Raw genomic sequence first — 21,526 nt, forward strand, 5'->3', positions numbered from 1 at the left:
GCGGGTGCGCTCGCCCATGACGATGCGGGGGCGAGGTCGGCCGGTGGTGGCACGGGGACGGGTGGTGGCCGAACCCTCGTGGTCCCCGGGCCCTCCTCGGCTGTGAGCGCTCGAACGCGAGGAGATCGACACGCGGGCAGCAGCGGTCATACGCCGGTGTCCGGTACGACCTCCACCTCGCACGGTGTCGGCGACGGTGGCCCGCACCCTTCCCGGGCGATGGAGAACGGTGATCGGGAACACGGAAGGTCCGGGAGAGGCGCGGTTGATCCGGGGCACCGTTCGCCGAACCGGAAAGCCGAACCGGCGACCCCGGGGCGAGGTTATTCGGTTGAGGTGGGAGTGGGGGCGTGTTATCCCTGACGGGTTCGCGGAACCGACAGCGGGACTCGAGGGGCGGGCCGACGGGATGCTCGGAGATCTGGTGGAACTGCGCGCGATGGACACCTCGGACGCCGAGGCGTTGTGGCGCTGGAACCACGATCCCGCGGTGATGCGCTGGATGGAGAACGGCCATCCCCAGTCGCCCGCCCGCACGGCGGCGCGGCTGACCGAGCGGGCCCCCAACGGATACGGCGATGTCCTGCTGGGGGTGGAGGTGCCGGAAGACGGGAAGCTGATCGGTCTCGTCCGACTGACCGGTGCCGAGCCGGAGACCGGGTGCGCCGAACTGACCCTCTACATCGGGGAGAAGGAGTACTGGGGACGCGGCTACGCCACGGACGCCACGCGGACGGTCTGCCGGTACGGCTTCGAGGAGATGCGCCTGCACCGGATCGAGTTGGACGTGGTGACCGAGAACCACGCGGCGCTGCGGGTCTACCGCAAGGTCGGCTTCGTGGAGGAGGGTCGGTTGCGCCAGGTCTTCCGCCGGAACGGCCGGTGGTATGACATGTTCGTCATGGGACTGCTGGAGGGTGACCTCCGCTCCTGAGCCGGGAGCGGGTTCCGGGTGGTGGCCGGAAAGTCGTGGTCGTGCGGGCCGGGGCCTCCGGGAGGATCGAGGGCCGTTCCGCGGAGCGCGGGCGGGGCGGGGGCCGGTGAGCCGGTGTCCTCGGGCGGGGCGCATGAGGGCGCGGCAGGCGGAAGACCGGAACGGGAATCCCGGTTCGTCGGCGTACGCGCGGTGGTGGGGCCGGCCACCGGGGCGGGGGCCGCCCCGGTGACCGGGAGGAACGACGGCGGCGCGACCCCGCCGTCGATCGGGGCGCGGCTCAGTGGTCGGGGCAGAGGAGACGCTCGGCGGCGTCCGCGATGGGCCGGGCCAGGTCGGTGTCGACCTGCTGGTAGTCGATGTAGTACTGGGCCGCGACCAATTCCAGGAACTCCTCCTCGCCGGCGTTGCCCGCGTGGTGGTCGGCGATGCGGGTGCAGGTGTCGGCGCCTCGGTAGACGATCTCGCGCTCGGCCTGCGCGAGGGAGTCGTAGCCCGAGCCCTGCTCGGCGACCAGGCCCGGGTTGATGTCGCGCAGGGCGTCCACCCATGCGGCGCGCTCGTCGGCGGTGTACACCCGCTCCCCCATCTCGGCCATGCAGCCGTCCTGGAGGTCGCGGTCGAGCAGGTCCTCCTGCCAGGCGTCGCAGGCCGGGGAGTCACCCTCGTCTCCGCTCTCCGCCGGCTCCGTCTCCCCGGCGGCCTCCGGGGAGACGGAAGAGTCGGTCGAGTCGGCGGGCCCGCCGTCGTCGGTGGTGTCGGTGGTGTCGCAGGCGGTGAGGGACAGCATGAGTGCGGCGAGAACCGCCGCGCCGGTACGGGATCGCATGACGGTGATCCTGCCGCGTGGCACGGTGGCGGAGGGTGAGTGTGACGGTTCGGTTGCGTAAAGGCGTCCGTTCCGGGATATGCGACGCGTGATCATCATCGGGGCCGGCGGGGCAGGCGGTACCGCTCCTTCACCGAGTGCGCGAGGGCGTCGATGCCCCGCCCGTGCCCGTGCCCTCCGACCCGTACCGCGTCTCCCCTGCTCGGGGGTTCGGCCGGGGCGGCGGGGAAAGCGGGTGACACGTCGCGGGAATTCGCCGGTCACACTTCCCACCCCAAGGGGTCACCATCAAACCGGTGTACGAATTCGCACCACCCGACGGAAAGGGGAGTCACCGCGAACGACGCATCGAACAGAAGTACCGAATGGAATCACGAAACGGCGCACGGGGGAGCGCGCCCGAAGGAATGCCGACGACCGTCCGCACAGGGCGCACGGAGGGGGAATGGGTGCACGGTCGGGGACGCCCGTGCGTCCGACCCCGGGAATGCACGGAGGTCACTCGACCACCCCCGAAGGCGGACGCGTCGAGTGCCACATCGACCGGCCCGGGGCACGAATTCCCCGCCCGCGACCCCGGCGCGGATCCGCCACGAACGGGGGATGTCTCGCGAGTACGCACGAACCCGCTCCCACCTGCGGTAACGCCGAAGCAGCGGGACGGTCGGGAAAGTCGGACCGCCCGGGGCTCACGGGTGAGGCACCCCCGCACACCGCCCCCGACATGGGAAAACGAATTGCCGTGACCGGCGGGGAACACCGCTCCCGTTTTCTCTGCACCAACCATAGATCGCTCCGTTCATCGAATGAAAAGCGCGCGATCATACCCGAGGGAAGACCCGGCGCAGCGGGAAACGAGGTGTTCATCGGATTTGGCTACGAACTCCTCAAGCCGTGTCCTAACCTCTAACCCTCCGCAACGAACACCCGGACCAGGGGAGGGCCCGGGGAATCGACGGTGGGGGGGGCATGGGCAACAGGCGTCGACGCCTGCCCGCACGGGTGCTCCTCCTTGGGGGTTGAGGAAACACCACGCCGGGGGCGTGGCAGGTCCCTGGAGGGGTCTTGTTCACCGCTGTTTTCGTCGTCATCGTCTCGTTGACGCTCTTCTGGATGGCCGCCTTCACACTGTGGTGGCAGATGCACGCCTGGCGCACGCCGGAGGTGTTGGAGGCCACCCGATTCGGCAGACCGGACGGGGACGCCCACCTGTCGTTCTCCCTGCTGGTGCCCGCGCGGCACGAGCAGGAGGTCCTGGAGCACACCGTCCGCCGGCTGCTCCTTTCCCACCACCGGGACTACGAGATCCTGGTGATCGTCGGTCACGACGACCCGGAAACCGCCGAGGTCGCCGAACGGGTCGCCCGCGACTCCGACGGCCGGGTGCGGGTCATCGTCGACCACAACCAACCCAAGAACAAGCCGAAGGCCCTCAACACCGCGCTCCCGCACTGTCGCGGGGACGTGGTCGGGGTCTTCGACGCCGAGGACCAGGTCCATCCGGACCTGCTCTCCCACGTCGACCACGCCTTCCGCACCACCGGCGCCGACGTGGTGCAGGGCGGGGTGCAGCTGATCAACTTCCACTCCAGCTGGTACAGCCTGCGCAACTGCCTGGAGTACTTCTTCTGGTTCCGCAGCCGGCTGCACCTGCACGCGAGCAAGGGGTTCATCCCGCTGGGCGGCAACACCGTCTTCGTCCGCACCGACGTGCTGCGCGTGGCGGAGGGCTGGGACGAGAACTGCCTGGCCGAGGACTGCGACCTGGGCGTCCGGCTCTCCAGCGCGGGCAAGCGGGTCGTGGTCGCCTACGACGCGGAGATGGTCACCCGCGAGGAGACCCCCGGTTCGCTGATGGGTCTGCTCAAGCAGCGCACCCGCTGGAACCAGGGCTTCCTGCAGGTCTACCGCAAGGGCGACTGGCGCCGACTGTCCGGCCTCGGGCGGCGGATGCTGGCCCGCTACACCCTGATGACCCCGTTCCTGCAGGCCTTCACAGGTGTGGTCATCCCGCTGAACGTGGCGGTGGGCCTGCTGCTCGACGTCCCCGTCGGCGTCGCGATGATCTCCTTCCTGCCGCTGCTGACGATGACCGTCACGTTCGTCTTCGAGGTCGTCGGACTGCACGACTTCGGCCGGCAGTACGGCTTCCGCATTCGGCTCGCGCACTACCTCAAGCTCATCATCGGCGGCCCGTTCTACCAGGTCCTGCTGGCCGGCGCGGCGATCCGCGCGGTCTGGCGGGAGCAGCGGGGCCGCAACGAGTGGGAGCTGACCCGGCACACCGGCGCGCACCTCACCCGAGAGGACATCCAGAGGTGACCACCACACTTCCCGCGCTGCCCGCGACCTCCTCGTCGACGAATTCACCGACGGGTTCACCGACCGCTCCGCCGACCGCTCCGCCGAAGTCCCCGTCGGGGTCGGGGAGACCGGCGGTGGACGCCCGACGCCCGACTCCGGTGCGCACCGGCCGGACCGACGCGTTGCTGTGCTCGGCGCTACTGATCGTGATCACGGCGGTGCAGGCCTGGAACATGTCGCGCTTCCCGGGGTTGAGCGACGACGAGGGCACCTACCTCGCCCAGGCATGGGCCGTGCAGCAGGGCGAGGGCATGACCCACTACACCTACTGGTACGACCACCCCCCGCTGGGATGGATCCAGATCGCCGCGCTGACCCGGATACCCGCCTGGTTCGCTCCCGAGGCGATGACCGTGGGGACGATGCGGTACGCCATGCTCGGGATCTCGGCGGTCTGCGCGATCCTCGTCTACCTGCTGGCCCGGCGGCTGCGGCTGCCGATGTGGGCGGCGGGTCTGGCGATGGTGCTCTTCGGTCTCTCCCCACTGTCCGTGGTGCTCCAGCGGCAGATCTTCCTGGACAACATCGCGGTGATGTGGATGCTGGTGGCCTTCTGGCTGGCGTCCTCGCCCAACCGTCACCTGTGGCACCACTTCGCGGCCGGTATCGCCGGCGCGGTCTCGGTGCTCACCAAGGAGACGATGCTGCTGGTGCTGCCGGCGCTGCTGGTGACGATGTGGCGGCACAGCCACCGCGACACCCGCAAGTTCGCCGTCAGCGGCGCCATCACCGGCTGCTTCCTGATCGGCCTGCTCTATCCGCTGTACGCGCTGCTCAACCACGAGTTGTTCCCCGGCACGCGGCACGTGTCGCTGATCGAGGGCGCGATCTACCAACTGACCCGGCCCGGTTCGGGCTCGGTCCTCGACCCGACCTCCGATTCGCACAGCGTGCTGATGGCCTGGTTGTACTACGACCGGGTGCTGCCGGTGGGAGGGCTGCTCGGCGCGGTGGCGGTGCTGTGCGCGACCCGCTGGTCGGTGACCGCGCGGGCGATGGCCGGACCGGCGCTGGTGGTCGTGATCCTGGCCGTGATCGCCCTGCGGCCGTCCGGCTACCTGCCGGCGATGTACGTCATCCAGGCCCTGCCGTTCCTGGCGCTGCTGCTGGCCGCGCTGGTGGCGAGCGTCGCGCACCTGGTGCTGCGGCGCGGCCGACCGACCGGGCGCGGCCGGGAGGGGCGCGGGACGACCGTCGTCCGGTGGACGGTGGCCGGCGCGCTCGCGACCGGCGCGCTGCTGCCCGTCGTGCCGCAGTGGTACGACGGCAATCGGACCGCGATGACCGAGGACGCCAACGCCGGCTATCGGGCCGCCGCCGTCTGGATGCGCGAGGAGGTGCCGAACCCGGAGAGCGTCCGGGTTCTGGTGGACGACGCGCTGTGGCTGGACCTGGTGCACGCGGGCTACGAGCCCGGCCCCGGCGTCATCTGGTTCTACAAGGCCGACCTGGACCCGGCGGTGACGCGGACCCTGCCGAACGGCTGGCGGGACGTGGACTACGTGGTCGCGTCCCCGACCGTGCGGCGCGACGCCGTTGACCTGCCCATCGTCAAGGGCGCAATCGAGAACTCGACGCCGGTGGCCGTCTTCGGCACCGGTGAGGACCGGATCGAGATCCGGCGGATCGTGGGAGGCGACCGATGACCACACACCACTCCACCGGTACGCCCACCGGCTTCCCCGGCACGCCCGGGCCCCCGTCCCCGACGGGGCGCCGCTCCGGGATCCTCGGTGACCGCGTCGCGTTCCCGACCGGCTCGGGGGTCGTCCCGACGACGGACCCGACGTCGGGTTCGGTCACCGGCGCGGTCCCGCTCCCGGTGCCGGACCCGACGGCGCCCCCCACCGGTGGGACGCTGACCCTGATCGTCCCGACCTTCAACGAGGCGGGGAACATCCGCGAGTTGCTGCGGCAGTTGGGCGAGGCGCTGCCGGCCGGCGACCGGTGCCGGGTGGTCTTCGTCGACGACAGCACCGACGAGACGCCGCGGATCATCGAGGAGGCCGCGCCGACCTGCCGCTTCCCGGTGTCGGTGATCCACCGCGAGACGCCCACCGGCGGCCTGGGCGGCGCCGTCGTGGAGGGGATGCGAGCCGCCGACACCGACTGGATCGCGGTGATGGACGCCGACCTGCAGCACCCGCCGTCACTGGTGCCCGAGTTGATCGCGACCGGCGAGCGCGCCGGAGCCGACCTGGTGGTGGCCAGCCGCTACATTCCGGGCGGCAGCCGGGAGGGACTGGCCGGCGGCTACCGGGTGGCGGTCTCCCGGGGCGCGACCCGGCTGACGAAGGGGTTGTTCCCGCGCCGGTTGCGGGGGGTCAGCGACCCGATGAGCGGGTTCTTCGCGATCCGGCGGGAGATCGTCACGGCGGAGGTCCTCAAGCCACTGGGCTACAAGATCCTGCTGGAGTTGGCGGTGCGCTGCCGGCCGCGCGTCGTGGCCGAGGTGCCGTTCGTCTTCCAGGACCGGTTCGCCGGGGAGTCCAAGTCCACGGCGAGGGAGGGGATGCGCTTCCTGCGGCACCTGCTGTCCCTGCGGACCGCCTCGGCGACGGCCCGGATGATGGTCTTCGGCCTGATCGGCGTCACCGGCTTCCTGCCGAACCTGTGGGCGCTGTACCTGCTGACCGCCGGGGGGATGCACTACCTGCCGTCGGTGATCCTGGCCAACCAGTGCGGCGTGGCCTGGAACTTCCTGTTGTCGGAGAGCCTGCTCTTCCGCGATCGGCGCGGTCACCGGCACTGGGCGGACCGGGCCGGGCGGTTCACGCTGTTGGCCAACGCCGACCTGGTCCTACGGGTGCCGTTGATCGCGCTGTTGGTGGAGAGCCCGGGAGTGGCGGTGCTGCCGGCGACCGCCCTGGCGCTGCTGGTCACCTTCGTCCTGCGGTTCGTCGCCACCGAGATGCTGGTGTACCTGCCGCGCCGGGACCGGGACCGGGACCGGGATCGGGGCGACCGCCTCGCCTGAGCCGGGGCCCGCCCCCGCGCCCGTATCCGTCACCGCCGAGTCGGGCGGCGCCTCCCGGTGACGGGATGTCACCCGCCGGCCGGGACCGGCGACCGGGCGACCGGCGCCGAATCGATCGTCGGGGCCACGGAGGGAGCCGTTCGCGGCTCCGCGCCGGCGGCCGACGAGCCGCACCCCTCCGAACCGAGCCGCACCCATCGCCCCCCGCCGGGTCCCCGTAGCGGATCCGAGTCCGGACCCCGGCGGGACCGGCGGACGGGTCCCCCCACCGGGGGCGACCCCGCGGGCCCGTCACCGCCGGCGGCACCACCGGCACCGGTCACATCCCCCTGTCCGCGCCGGCCGAGTCACCCATGGCGCCCCGTACCGCCCCGGGCCCTACCACCCCGGGGAAAGGCACCACCCGCACCGCCCGCACCACCGGCACGAAGGGACCCGCATGTCCGCACCACCCGCACCGACCCCGCCCGACGTCCCCCGCGTACCCGTCGCCGCCCCGTCCGGGGCGGCCCCGCGCGCCGCCCGCCACCGAGCGCGGCGCGCGCTCACCGCGCCGCTGCTGGTCGCCCTGGTGGCGGCCTCCGCGGTGCTGGCCGTCCCGCCGCGCGAGGCGGCGGCCGAGCCGAACCTCATCACCAACCCCGGCTTCGAGACCCCCGGCACCGGTGACATGCCCGCCTGCTGGTCCCGCTCCGGTTGGGGTGACCACGACTTCACCATCGAGCCGACCACCGACGCCCACACCGGCACCACCGCCATGTCGGTGACCCTGGACAACCGGGAGAGCGGCGACCGCAAGGCGCTGATCACCGAGAGCACCGAGTGCGCCCCCGAGGTCGACGAGGGCGCGCAGTACGACCTGTCGGTGCACTACAAGGCGACCACCCCGAGCGTGGCGATCACCCTGTTCCGGCACGACACCGCGCTGGGCTGGCAGTACTGGACCGACGTCTCCACCCTGCCGGCGGCGGCCGACTGGGAGCAGGCGCGGGTGCGCACCCCGCTCGTCCCGCCGGACACCGACCGGATCTCCTGGGGCGTGTCGCTCTTCGGCGACGGCACCCTGATCACCGACGACCACGCGATGGTCGAGGTGGGGGCGCCGGCGCCGGACCCGGTGTGCACGGGCACCGCGCGGGAGTGCGCCGAGGGCGTCTGGGACGTGCTGCCGGTGGACAACCCGGTGCGCAGCATGCACTCCGTGGTCCTGCACAACGGCAAAGTGCTGCTGATCGCCGGTTCCGGCAACGACGAGGACCTGTTCGCCGCCGGCACCTTCACCTCGGCCGTGTACGACCCGTCGGACGGCTCGTACACCGTCATCCCCACCCCGGTGGACATGTTCTGCGCCGGGCACGTGCAGCTCGCCGACGGCCGGGTGCTGGTGATGAGCGGCAACCAGGCGTACCCGGCGCCCGACGGCTCGCACGACTACCAGGGGTTCAAGGACTCCTACCTCTTCGACCCCGACACCGAGACGTACATCCCCACCAACGACATGAACGACGGGCACTGGTACCCCTCGGCGACCATCCTCGGCAACGGCGATGTGCTCTCCTTCGGCGGTCTGCGCGAGGACTCCACCGGCAGTGTGACCGCCGAGCGCTGGTCGCACGAGCACGAGGAGTGGCTGCCGCCGCACCGGGTGAACCAGACCTGGTCGTTCTGGGGCCTGTACCCGGCGATGATCCTCATGCAGGACGGTCGGCTGTTCTACTCCGGCAGCCACGTCTTCGGCGACGGCCTGCCGGGGACCGGCGCCTCGATCCACGACCACGACGCCAACACCATCACCGACGTGCCCGGGCTGCGCGCCAAGGACGAGCGGGACCAGTCGGCGAGCGTGCTGCTGCCGCCCGCCCGGGACCAGCGGGTGCTGACCATCGGCGGCGGCAACATCAACACCAACCCCGAGGCCAACCGGCTGACCGACATCATCGACCTCAAGGACCCGAACCCGGAGTACCGGCCGGGTCCGCCGCTGCCGCAGGGAACGGTCGACCTCGGCGCGGGCCCGGTCCCGCAGACCGGTGACCAGGGAAAGATGTACCTCTCGGCGGTGCTGCTGCCGGACGGCACGGTGCTGGAGACCGGTGGTGCCCTGCACAACCGGGCCGATCCCGTCTTCTCCGCATCCGTCTTCGACCCGACGACCGACACCTTCACCCCCGTCGCCGCCGACCCACAGGCGCGCGGCTACCACTCCTCGGCCTTCCTGCTACCCGACGGCCGGGTGATGGCCACCGGCGACAACCCGGGCGACGGGTCGTGGAACCACAAGGTCTCCGTCTACAGCCCGCCCTACCTCTTCAAGGGAGCACGCCCAAAGATCACCTCCGTGGACGGCGGCCACTGGGAGTACGGGGAGACCCGGTCGATCACCGTGGACCGGCCGATCACAGGGGCGGCCCTGATCCGCCCGGCCGCCGTCACCCACTCCTCCGACCCCAACCAGCGGTTCGTGGACCTGCCGATGACCGTGGCCCCCAACGGCACCGACATCGACCTGCGCGTGACGGGCAACCCCAACCTGGCCCCGCCCGGCTGGTACATGCTCTTCACCGTGGACGCCAACGGGGTGCCCTCGGAGGCCGAGTGGGTGCGGGTCGGGGAGACCGACGCGCAGGCGTTGGCCACCGCCCTGGAGACGGCGCACGTCCACGACTTCGCCGGTGACCTCGACGCCGAGCCGCGCGGTCCGGAGCCGTACCGCGAGTCGGTGCCGGTCGGGCCGGCCATCGACGTGGAGCGGGCGGGGGCCGGGGCCCCGGAGGGCCAGATGGTCGGCATCTCCGGTTGTGAGCGGGCCTACGGCGCCGCGGGGGTCTGCGTGCCGACGGTCTTCCCGGAGTCGGTGTCGCCGACGCCCATGGAGCGCTGCTCCTGGCTGCGGGAACGCGGCATCGGGGAACAGGTGGTGAACGGGGCGGAGGATCCGCTGGAGCTGGACCCGGACGGGGACGGGGTGGCCTGTGGCACGGGCGACCTGCGGATCTCCCGGCCGCTCGACCACCTCCACCTCCACCGGCACTGACCGGGAACGGGACCGGAACCCGGGGCGCGGTCTCGGGGGCACCGGCACCACGCCCCGGGGGAACGCCCCCAACGATCGGGGCCCGGCAAACCCGAGGGCCCCGGGAACGACGACGGGGAGCGGCCGTCCGCGCCCGACGCGGACGGCCGCTCCCCGTTCCGGGTCCCGTCGGGACCAGCGCGATCGGCGGTGATCAGTCGGGCAGGACGGTGAGGTCGGTGACCCGACTCCCGCGCGGGAAGTCCCCGAGCGGCTGTGCGGACCCGGAGAGTACGTCCACCAGGTACAGGCGCTCCCGACCGTCCACCCGGAGCACCGCGTAGGCGGTGTTGACCCCGCTGACGGGGTCGGTGTGGATGTCGAACCCGGCATCGGGGCCGGGGTCCACGCCGAGTGCCCCGGTCGGTGCGGAGGTGCCGTCGTTGGCCGGGGACTGGACCAGCACCCGGTTCATCGCCGTGTCCAGGGTGAACAGGGTGGTGGAGGTGGCCGGGTCGAGGTCGTCGTTGGTGTAGGCGGCGCCGGTGACCCCGGTGAGGACCGCCCCGTCCGGGCCGGTGAGGGAGCCGTCGACGACGGTGACGCCGGGGGCGGGGGCGCCCATGGGGTCGTCGATGTTGTGCCGGAGGTTCTGGCCGGTGTCGCTGATCACCCGCAGGCGGTTGGCGGCCGGGTTGAAGTCGACGCCGAACAGGGCGCCCTCCAACGGAACGCTCAGCCGCGAGACCTTCTCGGCGCGCACGCCGGCCGGCCTCGGCGTGGTCGCGGGGGCCTCCCCGCCGGTGGGAGTGGCCTCGGCACCGCGCGGGCCGAACAGGCCGAGGCCGGGGAGCAGGTCGCCGAGCACGCCGGAACCGAGCCCCCCGCCGGGACCGTCCGCCCCGCCGCGCGGGGAGTCGAGGTCGAGGCGGTAGACGCCGCCCACCTCGCCGACTCCGTAGACGGCGCCGTCCTGTACCCGGTGATCGATGCCGACCAGGCGGGTGTCCCCCTCCAGGCCGCGGATGCGACCGAGGTCCACGGTGCGGTCCGGGACCCGGGTGGTGAAGGCGACCAGGCGGTCGCCGGCGAGGCCGATCGCCCGGGGACCGTCGTGGGCGTACGACTCCGCCGGCGCCGTGGGGAGCGCGGGGGCGGCCGAGGCGGTGGGGAGCGGGGTGAGGAGGCCGGCGCACAGGGCGGCGGCGAGCAGACCAAGGGTCGGCTTCTTGCGCATGGGTACAACTCCTGACGGATGAAGACGGTGGGGGACGACTCCCGGCACGGCCATGATGGGCACGAGGTGGTACCGGGAGTGAACATTCGGTGCCCCGGCGCGTCGGAGGGGCTCCCCTCCCGACAGGGCACGGGCGGTCCGGGGCCGCCGAGCGGTGCCGAGAGTCCTCCTCCACCCGACGGCCCCGGTGGGCGCCCGGTCCGTCCCCGGCAGGGGGTGGAGGCGGTCACCACCCCTCCATTCGGAACGGGGGGCCGGATGGATGGGTCCGTCCGGTGGAAACGGAGCCCGCCCCCCGTACTTCACCCTTGTGGGTCAAGTCCGGGACACCCGTTCCAGGATTTCTCCTCGGATCGTCGGGGCGTGCCGGGACGCCCGTTCGAGTGGTTCAGTGGCATGGCGACGACGGAATGGGCCCGGGCGACGGTGCGCGAGTGGCACGAGGAGGAAGGCCGGGGAGTGTGAGGCCCCGTCCACGCCGGGAGGGTAGGGGCACACTTCTCGGACATCGGAATGCCCGGCTTTTGTTCCCTGACGGTCGGACAGGGGGTGAACGCCGTCCCGGAGGAACCGGACCTCCTCCGGGACGGCTATCCGTACCGGTCGGTGAACGCGGTGTACTGAAGGGGAGTCACGAACGACCGGCGCGCGAAAGCCGATCGCGCGTCGAAGGCGGAGGACTCCGGCGCGCGATGTCCCGGAGGGACCGTCAGGTCAGGCGGGGCTCGGGGCTCCGGGCGATCCGGATCTTCGACTGCTTGTGCGGCAGCCTCTCCCAGTCGTCCATGAAGCGGGCGTGCAGCCCGTGTCGGCGGGCGAGCGCGACGAGGGTCTCCGTGCGGTAGTAGAAGTCCTCCCGCAGCACCTGGTGCTCCTCGCCCTCGGTGCGGTCGAAGGTGAAGTCGAAGAACCCCTCCGGCTTGAGCACCCGCCCCACGTGGGCCAGGCACTCGTCGATGACCTCGAGGGGCGAGTGGGAGAAGACGCTGTGCGCGTGGACCACGTCGAAGTGGTCCGAGGGCAGGAACTCCAACCGCAGGTCCCGGGTCAGGCTCAGGTGGGGCAGCTTCTCCCGCAGGTCGTACTCGGCCACCGTGCGGTGGGCGTGCAGCAGGATGTCCGGGGAGATGTCGATGCCGTGGTAGTTCCCGGCGTCGAGGTGGGCGATGAACAGCCGGCCGGCCCGCAGGTTGCCGCAGCCGATCTCGAGCATCCGGTGGTGCGGCCTCAGACCATGGCCGACCAGGTAGTCGTACTGCATCTTCCCCAGGGCCAGCCACCGCTCCCGGTTCGCGCTACCGACGGCGGCCTCGGGGCTGCGGCGCGCGTCGGAGGCCATCACGGCGGAGTAGTAGGAGACGTGGTCGGGGTGCCGATGGCGCAGCCAGGCGTCCCGGGCGGCCCGGCGCAGGTGGGGCAGGACCCGGCCGGGGTGACGCAGCGCGTATCCGACGCGGTGGCCGAGGCGTGAGCGGTCGACCACCAGACGGCGGTGGAGCCGGGCGGCGGTGCCGGCGACACCCCGCGATCCGTTGTCGGCGGCGGCGGTGTCGGGACCGGAACCGGCGGCGTCCGGGTCGGGACCGTCGGCGTCCGGGTCGGGACCGTCGGCGGGCGGGCGGGTGGTGGCGGCCATGGCGGTTCCCTTCTCGCCGGCGGGCGGGTGGGGCGACCCGGGCGGGCCGGATGCGCTCATTGTCCCCCTCGAACCCGTTTTCACACGAAAAAGGGGCCCGCTCGGCGTGGTGTCCGGATCCGCCCCCGGTTCCGGACGACCACGCCGGGCGGGCCCCACCGTCGTACCCGTCGACCACCACGTCCGTCGGGTCCGACGGACCGGCCGGGAAACCCGGCCGGCCTCGGAGAGGTCTCACTCGTGCGGGACGATCACCACCGGGCACCGCGCGTGGTGCAGGGCGGCGTGGACGACCGCGCCCACCCGGGGGGCGAGCGCCCCCAGCCGGTGCCCACCGCGTCCCAGGACCAGCAGGCGCGCCCCGGCGGCCTCGGCGAGCAGCCCCTCGGCGGCACCGCCGGTCAGCAACTCGGCGTTCACGGCCACCCCCGGGTACTTCTCCCGCCACGGCGCCAGCACCGCCTCCACCCGGCCGCGCAGCTCCTCGGGGGTCGGCTCGCCCGATTCGTCGCGGGACTCGTCGCCGGCGGAGCGCCGGGTGTGCACGACCCGCAGCGGTAGTTCCGCCCTTGCGGCCTCGGCGAAGGCGAACTCCAGCACCTCCTCGTCCGGGCGCCCGGGCCGCTTGAGGCCGACACAGATCGGCCGTGGGGTGCCCGGCACCTCGGCGGGGCCCTCCGGGCCGGCGGAGTCGGCGCGGACCACCATCACCGGGCACTCGGCGCGGGCGACCACGGCGTGGCTGACCGAGCCGAGCAGGAAGCCGGCGATGGTCCCCAGGCCACGGGCGCCGAGCACCAGCAGGTCGGAGTCCATGGCGCGGTCCAGCAGCGCGGGAACGGGGCTCTCGGGCGGCGACTCGCGGCGGATCTCCAGCTCGGGGTGGGCGGCGGCGATGGCGTCGCCGGTCGCGGTGAGCTTCTCCTCGGCGGTCATCCGCAGGTGCTGGGGGGCGTCCATCGGGGCCTCCCAGGCGCTGATGATGCCCCAGGCGTAGACCAGTCGGAGCGGCATCCCGCGGCGGACCGCGATCTCCGCCCCCCATGCGGCGGCCGCGCGGCCGGCCTCGGAGCCGTCGATGCCGACGGTGATGTATCGGACCATGGCGGCGGTCTCCTCTCCGGGCCCCGGACCTCCGGCCCGGACGGTGTGCCGACCGGTGCCGACCGGTGCCGACCGGTCCGTGACGGGGTTCCCGAACGACTGGTGGTGCGGGTGGCGCCTCGCCGCGCCGATTCCATTGTCGCCCGACGGGGTACGCCGCACATCTTCGAAGCGGCCCCCTCGGAGGGCCGTTCGGCCCTCTTGCGCAAGGGGGAGCGGAGGCGTTCGACGGAGCCGCCCGGTTCACCCGATCGGAGGGGGTGGAGTGACCGGGACCACCGGCCGCTCGTTGATCCCCGGACCGCCGCAACATGCCGCATCACGTTCCGGGGGACCGGAGGTGGGAGGGTGACCGTGAACGGGAGTTCGCCGGCGCAACTGTCGGAGGCACCGGGAGTCGAGGGTGCGAGCGTCCGGACGCACCGGTGGGAGGGGTACCGCTGCGAGTCCCGGCTGGTGCGCTCCCCCTCGCCCCGGGTGGCCCCGGTGCTGCTGGTCGGCGGGGCGCTCCAGCGCAAGGAGGACTGGGGTCGGCTCGAGCGGGAGTTGCTGCGGCACGCCGACGTGCTGAGCGTGGACCTGCCGGGCTGGGGCGCGGGCGACCCGCTCCCGGAGCGGTTCGGGGTGGACTTCCTCACCGAGGCCCTGCGCCACATGCTGGTCGAGCTGGACCCGGGGCCGGTGAACGTGCTGGGCGGCTCCTACGGGACGGCGCCCGCGTACCGGCTGGCCGAGCTGGACCCCGCGCGGGTGGCCCGGTTGGTCCTGGTGGGGACGATGCCGGCCATCCCCGAGCACGCGCGCGGGCTCATCGAGCGCACCCTGGAGCTGTTCGCGGCCGGGCGGATGACGGAGTTCGCGCGGGCCGGGGTGGAGTTGTTGATGTCGAGCACCCCGGGCGCGGACGTGGCGGCGGGTGCGGCGGTGCGCCGGATCCTGCTGCACCGCTTCGCCGGGATCTCGCCGGAGGAAGGGCTCAAGTACACCGAGAACACCCGACGGTTGCTGGCCGGGGCCATGCTGGGGGCCGGTGGGGGCCCCTCCCAGCCGGTGCTGGTGACCACCGGTGAGCACGACACCTTCACCACGCCGGCGCTGTGTCGGGAGGTGGCGGCGGGGTGTCCGGACAGCTGGTTCGTCGAGGTGGCCCGCGGGGACCACATGCTGCATCTGGAACGCGCCCCGGAGCTGGTGGAGTTGGCCGCGCGGTTCTTCGCCGGGGAGCCCTTCGCCGAATTGCCGTTCGTGCGGCGCGTGGAGCGGATGGGCGGGGGCACGCCGGTTCCGGCGCCGGCCCGGCCCGGGTCCCATGTCCGGCTCGGCCCGGCCGGCGCGCACGGCGGTTGACCGATCCGCCCCGGCGCCACCGCGCGCCGGTACCGGGCCCGAACGGCTGATTCCGGCACGCTGGGGACATGACACCCCCACCTCCGTCCCCCGCCGGATCCGTGCCCCGGTTCCCGACCGGGCGGGAACCGTCGTCCCCCGGACCATCCGCCGCCCGCCCCCGGGTGGGGTGAGGCGGGATGCGGATCACCTTCCTGCTGCACACCGCGTACGGCATCGGCGGCACGATCCGGGCCACCGCCCTGCTGGCCGGCGCGCTCGCCGACCGGCCGGAGGTGGAGGACGTGGAGATCATCAGCGTCTACCGACCGAGGGACGAACCGGCCGTCCCGCCGCACCCCCGGGTGCGACTGACGTCGCTGGTGGACGCGCGGCGGCGCGGCTGGCGGTACCGGAACATCGGCGCCCGGCGACCCAGCCGGCTGATGACCGACCCCGGTCCGGCGAACAGTTCGCTGCCGCCCAGCCGGCTGACCGACCGCCGGTTGGCCCGGGCGTTGCGGCGCAGCCGGGCGGACGTGGTGATCGCGACCCGGCCGGTACTGGTGGACGCGGTGGCCCGGTACGCCCCGGAGCGGGTGCTGCGGATGGGTCAGGAGCACCGCACCCTGGACTCGCACACCGAGGCGCTGCGCGCCGGCTGCCTGGCCGCCCTGCCCCGGCTGGACGCCTACGCGACCGTCTCCGAGGCGGACGCCCGTCAGTGGCGGGAGGCGCTGCCGGCGGAGCACGCGCACCGGGTGGTGTGCGTGCCGAACACCGTACCCGACACCGGCGATCGCGGGGACCCGGCGGCCTCGAAGGTGATCGTGGCGGCCGGCCGGCTGATCCCGATCAAGCGGTACGACCGGCTGGTGGAGGCCTTCGGACGACTCGCGAAGGAGTTCCCCGACTGGGAGCTGCGGATCTACGGGCGCGGGCGCCGGGAGGCGGACCTGCGCGAGCGGATCACCCGGCTGGGGTTGGAGGGCCGGGCGCACCTGATGGGCGCGGTCTCGCCGATCGAGCCGGAGTGGGCGAAGGGCGGGATCGCGGCCGTGACCTCCAACGGGGAGTCCTTCGGGATGACGATCGTGGAGGCGATGCGCTGCGGGGTGCCGGTGGTCTCCACCGACTGCCCGTACGGCCCGGGCGAGATCATCACGCACGGGGAGAACGGCGTGCTGGTGCCACTTACCGAGGGGGGGCGGGGGATCGCGAACGCGCTGCGGCGATTGATGGACGATCCGGCCGAGCGGTCCCGGCTGGGCGAGGCGGGCCGCAAGCGGGCCGGGGCGTACGACCCGGAGCGGATCGCCGGGCGATGGCTGGAGCTGATCGGGGAGTGCGCGCGACGGCGGCGCGGGGTCGGGGCGGGTGGCGTGGCCGCCCCGGTGTCCGCACCGGACCCCGGGGGCTCCGGAGCCCCGGAGGGCACCGGAGGGGACGGGACCGGAGCCGGGGCCGGAACGACCCGCGCGCGAGGGGTCCCCGGTTCGGACAACCGCCGCTGACCCCCCGGGCGTTGGGCACGCAGCCGACGGCTTCACTCCCCGCCACCACCCCTCCCCGGGCGGAACACCGACACCGCCTCCGGTGGGGCGACCTTCACCGGCGTCCCCAACGGCACCTGCACGGGCGCCGTCACCGGCACGAGTCGGACGGTGACCGACGGCCGACCGGAGATCGCCGCGCCCGGCACCGGCGACCTCCGGGTGTACGTCCCGGACCCCGGCGGCGCCAACGCGCCGCCGGGTCGGATCGGTGACGCCGGCCCCGGCTCGCGTCCGCCGCGGGCGCCCGCCCGCTTCGGAGACACCGGACGCGCCGTCACATCCCCGACTCCCGAACCCGGTTCGGCACCCGGTGCGGCGTCCGACCGGAGCGGGAGCGCACGCCCCCGCGGCGAACTCCCCGGTGTACGACGGTGCGCGGGTCCCGGACGATCGGAGCACGCCCGCTTGGGGGCCCGGGGGCGGCGGGTACGATCACCGCCGAACGGCAGCGGTGAGGACGAGGGACAGGGGCGGGAAGATGAACGACGTACGTCGACGGGGTACGGCAGGCCGGGCGGGACACCCCGGAGGTCGGCGGGGCGGGACGGGACGACGCGGCGCTCTGCTCGCCGGCGCCCTGGTCACCGCCCTGTGCGCGGCGCTGACCGGCTGCTCGGACGAGTTCGGGGAGGCCCTGGACGACGCACTGAACGAGGCGCTGCCGGAGGAGACCGGCTCCGGCGGCAGCGGCGGCAGCGGTGGCTCCGAGGAGGGGTCCGTCTCCGACCGACTCCCCGGGATGCCCACCGTCGAGGAGGGCAGGCGGCAACTGTCCGAACTGACCGTCGCCGAAGAGGGGTCGATGGCCGGCTACTCGCGTGAGGCGTTCCCGCACTGGATCACCGTCCAGGGCTGCACCACCCGGCAGACCGTGCTGGAGCGCGACGGCGTCGACGTGGTGACCGACGACCGCTGTCAGCCGACCTCCGGCGAGTGGTTCAGCCCCTTCGACAACGTCACCCTCACCGAGGCCGGCGACGTGGACATCGACCACATGGTGCCGCTGGCCAACGCCTGGCGCTCGGGCGCCGACTCCTGGAACGAGGAGCAGCGCCGGGAGTTCGCCAACGACCTGGAGAACCCGCAGCTCATCGCGGTGAGCGCGAGCTCCAACCGCTCCAAGGGCGACCAGGCTCCCGGGGACTGGGAGCCGGTCGAGGAGTACTGGTGCGAGTACGGCCTGGCCTGGACCGCCACCAAGCACGTCTGGGACCTGACGATCACCGAGGACGAGCACGCCATGCTCACCGAGATGCTGGACACCTGCGGCGGCTGAGCCGACCCCGCACGGCCCCCGCACGGTCCGGGTGACCCACACCCTCCGGGCGGTCCGGGCGGTGCGCACACCCCGGACGGGTGGGTCGCCGCGGCTCCCCGCCAGTCGTGGTGGACACGGGTGGGCACGGATGGGCCCGGTGGTGGATCCCGGTCGGGGTCCGGCACCGGGCTCACTGCTGCGAGGGGTACCGCTCCGCGCGGTCCAGCGTGTCCGTCAACCGCTCCCAGCGCTCGGCGGCCTCGGGGGTCGGCCCCACCGTGAAGTCCGCCGGGTCGAGGAAGTCCAACCGCTCCCGGGTGGCCGGGTCCAGATCCCGCCACGCCGCCTCATCCTGCGGTGACCGCGCCACAGTCATTGCACACCCAGTTGCCGTTGTTCAGCCTGCGTCCGTCGGCCGAGCCGCACGATGGACATCGCATCAACCGCCCCCTCACGCACCCGAGCCGCCGGGAAACCGACTGTAGCGCGCGGGAAGCCCCGCCGGCAGACCCCGAACCCGTGGTGGGAGCAGCGGCGACGTGTTCTCGACGCCCGGGACACGGGACCGTGCGCCGGCGCACTCCGGGCGGACGTGAACACGCCCCGGCGCCTTCGTTCCCCGATGGATCGAGGGCGCCGGGGCGGAGACGGGCCGGGCCGGAGACCGGGCCCGGCGGTCAGCCGATCCGGGTGAGGCGGGGGCCGACCCCCGGCTCGGCCAGATCCTCGCCCAACTCCACCGGCACCTCGATGGCCCCGTCGCCGTCACCGACCGTCAGGACACCCACCCCGGTACCGGCCGGCGCCTCCGAGGGCACCTCGCCCGCCTCCAGGTTCAACTCCACGGTCAGTCCGGCCCAGCCCACTGCCGGGACGTCCTCGGCGACGACGATCGGTGTCCGGCCGCCGAGCCGGTCGTCCACGTGACCGACCACCGTCCCCGCCTCCAACACGCTCTCCTTGACCAGCTGCTCCTGCGCGAAGCGCATCAGCGCGTCCCCCGCGCTCACCGCGCCGGTCCGGATGGAGTTGTCCGACGGGTGCGGGGGCTGGGTGAGCACGGCACCGATGATCGACATCGCCTCCCCGTCCACCTCCTGACGGGCGGCGAACAGGAAGTTGCCGCCCGCGTCGGTGCGGCTGCCGGTCTTGATGCCCGTCACACCGTTGACCGGCACCAGGTAGTTCCCGTTGGAGTAGGAGTTGCCGTACTGATCGGTGAAGCCGGAGACCCCGACGACCTGCCGGAACACCGCGTCGCGCATCACCGCGCGTCCCAGTTTCACCTGGTCGGCGGCGGTGCTGACAGTCGTCATCTCGTAGCCGCTGGGGTCGGTGTAGACGGTGTCGTCCATCCCCAGCTCGGCGGCGGCCTCGTTCATCTTCTCCACGAACGCCTCCTGCGAGCCGGCGTCCCAACGCGCCAGCAACCAGGCCAGGTTGTTGCCCGAGGCGATCATCAACCCCTGCAACGCCTCGCGCTGGGTGATGGTGTCGCCGGCCCGCAGGTCCACCACGGAGTCGCCGCGCGTCTCCCCGAGCGCGTAGTCGTCCTGGGCCCGCTGGTCGATCGGGATCAGCGCACCGTCCTCGTCCGGTTCCATCGGGTGATCGCGCAGGAGCACGTAGGCGGTCATGGTCTTGGTGACGCTGGCGATCGGCACCGGCGTCTGCTCGCCGGACGTACCGAAGGTGCCCACGCCGTCCACGTCCAGCGCGCCCTGCCCGGAGGCCGGCCAGGGGACGTCGGCGGCCGCGCCCTCGAAGGTGTACCGATCGGCGACCGTGATCACCGCCTGCGGCAGCGGCAACGGGCGCAGCAGTTGCGCCACCACCAGCAGGATGCCCACCAGCACCGCCAGGGGCGACCAGATCTTGATCCGGCGCAACAGGGTGCGCAGCGGGGAGGGCGGCGGCGGCGGACGGTTGGTCAGGCTGGCCAGCAACTCCAGCGGGTTCTTGGGCCCGGCCGCCGGTTCCGGCTCCGGTGTACCGACCGCCGTGCCGGCGGTGCCCTTCCCGGACCCGTCCTCGCTCCTCTCCCCGCCGTTGGTGCGGGACGCGGCGGCGGGCACGTCGGCGTCGGTGCGCAGCGGCACGAAGGTGCTGCCGGCCCGGGGGTCGGCGGTCTTCTTGTCGGCGGTCTTCCCGTCAGCGGTCTCCGGGGCGACTTTCGCCCCGGTGTCTCCGGCCGGGGCCGCCGGCCCACGGGGGTCGGCCGGCGACGCCGGGGCGGCCTTCCCGCTCGACTCCTCGGCGGTCTTCTCCCCCGACTTCGTGTCCTTCGCCGCCAGGGAGGGCACCCGAAGGGCCGTGGTGCGATCGGCGGGCACGTCCGCCTCCGCACCCGCACCGGCCTTCCCGGCCCCGGCGGCCTTCCCCGCCGCTTTCCCGGCCTTCCCCGGGCCCGAGGGCACCCGCAACACCGCCGTCCGGTCCGAGGGCGCCTCCGCGCCCGCACCGGCCTCCCCCACGCCCTCCCCCGCCGACCCGGCACCCGACTTCCCGTCCGGCTCGGCCCCCGGCTCGGTGGTGGTCGGCTCGGCCGACTCCTCGTCGGTGGGCTCGGCCCGCTCGGGCCCGGCGGGGTTCGCGGCGCGGGTGGCCCCGGCCTTCCCCGCGTCCGCCGTGGTGCCGGCCTCGTCGGGGGCCCGGTGCCCGTCCGGCCCGCTTCCCGCCTCAGGGGCATCGGCCTCCGGTTCGGGGTCCCCGGCGGCGTCGTCCGCGTCCGGGCGCGGGGTGCCGTCGTCCCCGGCCCGGACGGGCCGGGGCAGGCGGGACCCGGCCGTGTCCCCGGTCGTCCCCGCGCTCCCGGTCCGACCCGCCCCGTCGTTCCCGTCCGCCACGTCGGCCGTCCCCGGCCCCCCCGCCGGGGAGGCACCATCGCTTTCCGGCCGCGCGGACGGGGTTGACGCGCGGGGATCCCCCACTCCCCCGGTCGGGGCCTTCCCGGCGGTGGCGGGGCGGACGCGCAGCATCGTGGTGCCCTCCCCCGTGCCCGTTCCCCCGCCGGACGCCTCCGGAGCGGCCTCCGATTCCCCCGGGGGGAAGTCACCCGGGGGAAGGCCGTCGGCCGGGAGGTCACCGGCGGGAACGCGGAGCACCGCGGTGCGCTCGCCCCCTCCCGCCGTCCCCGCGACAGGGGCGACGTCGGTGCCCGACCGTTCCCCCGCCCGTCCCGGCTTCCCCGTTCCAGCGGCCCCCGGGGGAACCGTCCCGGTGGTTCCGGGCGTCCTCGTGTTCGCCCGACCCTGCTCCCGCTCGTTCTCCGGGATCTCCGGGGACTGACCCG

The 21,526-nt window shown here is 73.4% G+C and carries 14 protein-coding genes; 8 read left to right on the forward strand and 6 right to left on the reverse strand.

Annotated elements, in window-relative coordinates; all coding sequences use genetic code 11:
- Window positions 1-409 precede the first annotated feature (409 nt).
- Window positions 410-934 (forward strand): GNAT family N-acetyltransferase, encoded by a 525-nt coding sequence (locus LZF96_RS02105; protein WP_233865078.1) that lies wholly within the window; start codon window positions 410-412, stop codon window positions 932-934.
- 280 nt (window positions 935-1,214) lie between these two features.
- Here the strand turns inward: LZF96_RS02105 and LZF96_RS02110 are convergent, their stop codons facing one another.
- Complete coding sequence (locus LZF96_RS02110; RefSeq protein ID WP_233865080.1) at window positions 1,215-1,763, reverse strand: hypothetical protein; 549 nt, start codon at window positions 1,761-1,763, stop codon at window positions 1,215-1,217.
- A 1,065-nt stretch (window positions 1,764-2,828) separates the two neighbouring features.
- Here LZF96_RS02110 and LZF96_RS02115 point away from each other — a divergent pair.
- From LZF96_RS02115 to LZF96_RS02130, 4 genes are all read left to right on the forward strand, one after another.
- Entirely contained in the window at window positions 2,829-4,085 is a 1,257-nt protein-coding gene (locus tag LZF96_RS02115; RefSeq protein WP_233865081.1) for a glycosyltransferase, read from the forward strand.
- Window positions 4,082-5,773, forward strand: a complete 1,692-nt coding sequence (locus LZF96_RS02120) for an ArnT family glycosyltransferase (RefSeq protein ID WP_374203060.1) — start codon at window positions 4,082-4,084, stop codon at window positions 5,771-5,773. The genes LZF96_RS02115 and LZF96_RS02120 overlap by 4 nt, the downstream gene beginning before the upstream one ends.
- Window positions 5,770-7,104, forward strand: coding sequence for a glycosyltransferase family 2 protein (locus tag LZF96_RS02125; RefSeq protein WP_233865083.1), 1,335 nt, complete (start codon window positions 5,770-5,772; stop codon window positions 7,102-7,104). The genes LZF96_RS02120 and LZF96_RS02125 overlap by 4 nt, the downstream gene beginning before the upstream one ends.
- Window positions 7,105-7,543: 439 nt before the next feature.
- Window positions 7,544-10,138: a galactose oxidase-like domain-containing protein gene (locus tag LZF96_RS02130; RefSeq protein WP_233865084.1), complete on the forward strand. Its 2,595-nt coding sequence runs from the start codon at window positions 7,544-7,546 to the stop codon at window positions 10,136-10,138.
- 193 nt (window positions 10,139-10,331) lie between these two features.
- Here the strand turns inward: LZF96_RS02130 and LZF96_RS02135 are convergent, their stop codons facing one another.
- The 3 genes from LZF96_RS02135 to LZF96_RS02145 form a co-directional block, all read right to left on the reverse strand.
- A complete protein-coding gene (locus LZF96_RS02135) occupies window positions 10,332-11,354 on the reverse strand; it encodes a DUF4394 domain-containing protein (protein ID WP_233865085.1) in 1,023 nt (340 codons plus the stop codon).
- Window positions 11,355-12,063: 709 nt separating this feature from the next.
- Window positions 12,064-12,990 carry a class I SAM-dependent methyltransferase gene (locus tag LZF96_RS02140; protein ID WP_233865086.1) on the reverse strand — a complete coding sequence of 309 codons (927 nt, stop codon included), beginning with the start codon at window positions 12,988-12,990 and terminating at the stop codon, window positions 12,064-12,066.
- Between the two features lie 234 nt (window positions 12,991-13,224).
- Window positions 13,225-14,094 carry a universal stress protein gene (locus LZF96_RS02145; protein WP_233865093.1) on the reverse strand — a complete coding sequence of 290 codons (870 nt, stop codon included), beginning with the start codon at window positions 14,092-14,094 and terminating at the stop codon, window positions 13,225-13,227.
- Between the two features lie 354 nt (window positions 14,095-14,448).
- On the opposite strand from LZF96_RS02145, the gene LZF96_RS02150 reads away from it, so the two are divergent.
- From LZF96_RS02150 to LZF96_RS02160, 3 genes are all read left to right on the forward strand, one after another.
- Entirely contained in the window at window positions 14,449-15,441 is a 993-nt protein-coding gene (locus LZF96_RS02150; RefSeq protein ID WP_233865094.1) for an alpha/beta fold hydrolase, read from the forward strand.
- A gap of 179 nt (window positions 15,442-15,620) precedes the next feature.
- Complete coding sequence (locus tag LZF96_RS02155) at window positions 15,621-16,934, forward strand: glycosyltransferase (RefSeq protein ID WP_233865095.1); 1,314 nt, start codon at window positions 15,621-15,623, stop codon at window positions 16,932-16,934.
- Window positions 16,935-17,454: 520 nt separating this feature from the next.
- A complete protein-coding gene (locus LZF96_RS02160; RefSeq protein ID WP_233865096.1) occupies window positions 17,455-18,252 on the forward strand; it encodes an HNH endonuclease family protein in 798 nt (265 codons plus the stop codon).
- A 172-nt stretch (window positions 18,253-18,424) separates the two neighbouring features.
- On the opposite strand, the gene LZF96_RS02165 is transcribed toward LZF96_RS02160, so the two are convergent.
- A complete protein-coding gene (locus LZF96_RS02165; RefSeq protein WP_233865097.1) occupies window positions 18,425-18,610 on the reverse strand; it encodes a hypothetical protein in 186 nt (61 codons plus the stop codon).
- A gap of 301 nt (window positions 18,611-18,911) precedes the next feature.
- Window positions 18,912-21,080, reverse strand: coding sequence for a D-alanyl-D-alanine carboxypeptidase family protein (locus tag LZF96_RS02170; protein ID WP_233865098.1), 2,169 nt, complete (start codon window positions 21,078-21,080; stop codon window positions 18,912-18,914).
- Between the last annotated feature and the right edge of the window lie 446 nt (window positions 21,081-21,526).

It is taken from the genome of Streptomyces sp. ST2-7A (assembly GCF_021390475.1).
Lineage (GTDB): Bacteria > Actinomycetota > Actinomycetes > Streptomycetales > Streptomycetaceae > Streptomyces.

Bases quoted from the DNA above. Each gene is read 5' to 3' on its own strand.
- LZF96_RS02105 (WP_233865078.1), top strand. From the start codon at position 410: ATGCTCGGAGATCTGGTGGAACTGCGCGCGATGGACACCTCGGACGCC.
- LZF96_RS02110 (WP_233865080.1), bottom strand. From the start codon at position 1,763: ATGCGATCCCGTACCGGCGCGGCGGTTCTCGCCGCACTCATGCTGTCC.
- LZF96_RS02125 (WP_233865083.1), top strand. From the start codon at position 5,770: ATGACCACACACCACTCCACCGGTACGCCCACCGGCTTCCCCGGCACG.
- LZF96_RS02130 (WP_233865084.1), top strand. From the start codon at position 7,544: ATGTCCGCACCACCCGCACCGACCCCGCCCGACGTCCCCCGCGTACCC.
- LZF96_RS02135 (WP_233865085.1), bottom strand. From the start codon at position 11,354: ATGCGCAAGAAGCCGACCCTTGGTCTGCTCGCCGCCGCCCTGTGCGCC.
- LZF96_RS02140 (WP_233865086.1), bottom strand. From the start codon at position 12,990: ATGGCCGCCACCACCCGCCCGCCCGCCGACGGTCCCGACCCGGACGCC.
- LZF96_RS02145 (WP_233865093.1), bottom strand. From the start codon at position 14,094: ATGGTCCGATACATCACCGTCGGCATCGACGGCTCCGAGGCCGGCCGC.
- LZF96_RS02155 (WP_233865095.1), top strand. From the start codon at position 15,621: ATGCGGATCACCTTCCTGCTGCACACCGCGTACGGCATCGGCGGCACG.
- LZF96_RS02160 (WP_233865096.1), top strand. From the start codon at position 17,455: ATGAACGACGTACGTCGACGGGGTACGGCAGGCCGGGCGGGACACCCC.
- LZF96_RS02165 (WP_233865097.1), bottom strand. From the start codon at position 18,610: ATGACTGTGGCGCGGTCACCGCAGGATGAGGCGGCGTGGCGGGATCTG.